Source organism: Methyloversatilis discipulorum (assembly GCF_018780585.1).
Taxonomy (GTDB): Bacteria; Pseudomonadota; Gammaproteobacteria; order Burkholderiales; family Rhodocyclaceae; genus Methyloversatilis; species Methyloversatilis discipulorum_B.
This window is the reverse complement of record NZ_JADMJL010000018.1, coordinates 1-1609: the sequence shown is the minus strand read 5'-3', so window position 1 is coordinate 1609 and position 1609 is coordinate 1. Positions and strand designations below refer to the sequence as shown.

The following is a 1609-nucleotide window of genomic DNA, read 5'->3' as shown; positions in this document are numbered from 1 at the left end:
GAGGCCGTGGAAAAACGAGTTTTGAGATCGAGGGTCATCGCGACGACGTGTTCGACGTCGGGCGAGCCAGATGGTCGGCGGCGGGAATGAGGGAATGATGAAGTGGCCGATCAGGCCCGGATGGCCTGCATCAGGGGGATGACCCCGAAGATCTTGATCATCCGCTTGATGTTGTAGGCCAGGACGTGAAGGCTCATCTCGGTTCGGACTTTTTCGAGGGTCTTGGTCAGGAAGTGGGTGGTGCCCATCCAGGCCTTGAGGGTGCCGAATGGGTGCTCGACGGTCTGTCGTCGGATTTTCATGGCGTCGGGCATCTGGTCGAGCCGCGCCTGCATCTTTTCGAGCACGGCCTCATGCTCCCAGCGCTTGATCCGCCGCAGCTTGGTCGGGGTGCATTGGGGTCTGAGCGCGCAGGTGTGGCAGGCGCTCAGGTGGCGGTAGAAGTCGAAGTCCTCGGCATGGTCGGCGCGGCGGTTGGCCTTGGTCAGCCTGGCCCCGGCGGGGCAGGTGTAGTGGTCTTGCGCGGCGTCGTAGCTGAAGTCTTGCCGGGTGAAGAAGCCGCGTTTTGTCCCGCTCGACGTCAAGGGGCGTGGCACGTGAGGCGCGATGCCCGTCCCTTCGCACGAGAGGACCTGATCGCCGCTGAAGTAGCCACGGTCGGCCAGGGCGGTCAGCGCTTCCTGGCCGGTGGCCTGCTGGGCCTTGAGGGCCATGGGCGTCAGCTGGGTGCGATCATGGCCCTGATTGGTCACCTCGTGGGCCACGATCAGGTGATGCTCGGCGTCCACCGCCGTCTGGACATTGTAGCCGACCACGCCGGTTCCGCGTCCGCTGGTGGCCATGGAGCGGGCGTCGGGATCGGTCAACGAGACCTGTTGGTCCGGCGCGTCCTGAACGGTCTGCTCCATCTCCCGTAGAGCCTGCATCTGCCGGCGCAGCCCGGCGATCTTGTCCTTGATGCGGGAGGTCTTGGCTTCGGCCACATCGCTCTCCTCGCGGTCGGCGCGGTCCAGCGCGGCCAGGTAGCGCACGATGTTGGCGTCGACCTGCTCGATGCGCCTGGCCACCTTGGCCACGGTGAAGTTCTTGTCGCGCGTGTTGACCGCCTTGAACTTGCTGCCGTCGATGGCGACGACAGCGCGGGTGAACAGGCCAAACTGGCGGCACAGCACCACGAACTGCGCACAGACCGCCCGGATGGCCGGGCCATTATCGCGGCGGAAGCTGGCGATGGTCTTGAAGTCCGGGGCCAGTCGCCCCGTCAGCCACATCAGCTCGATATTGCGCTGCGCTTCGCGTTCGAGGCGGCGGCTCGACTGGACGCGATTGAGATAGCCGTAGAGATAGATCTTCAGCAGGGTCGATGGGTGATAGGCGGGCCGGCCTGTCGCCGCAGGCCGCACGCCATCAAAGCCCAGCGCGCCCAGATCCAGCTCGTCGATGAAGACTTCGACTACCCGAACCGGGTTGTCTTCGGTCACGTAGTCGTCCAGCGACTCCGGCAACAACAGCGACTGCCGCCGGTCTTCACCCTCGACGAAACGCCCCATGACTGGCCCTCCAGTGACCAGCCGATTCTATCAGGGAACGGCGTTTTTACACAGCCTGG

General features: G+C 64.7%; 1 protein-coding gene. It reads right to left on the bottom strand.

The window, feature by feature from the left end; all coding sequences use genetic code 11:
- Nucleotides 1–110: 110 nt before the first annotated feature.
- Nucleotides 111–1550 (bottom strand): IS1182 family transposase, encoded by a 1440-nt coding sequence (locus IV112_RS09315; protein WP_304003139.1) that lies wholly within the window; start codon nucleotides 1548–1550, stop codon nucleotides 111–113.
- Nucleotides 1551–1609 lie beyond the last annotated feature (59 nt).

What these genes read in the sequence shown, in the direction of transcription:
- IV112_RS09315 (WP_304003139.1), bottom strand. Translation starts at nt 1,550, where the DNA reads ATGGGGCGTTTCGTCGAGGGTGAAGACCGGCGGCAGTCGCTGTTGTTG.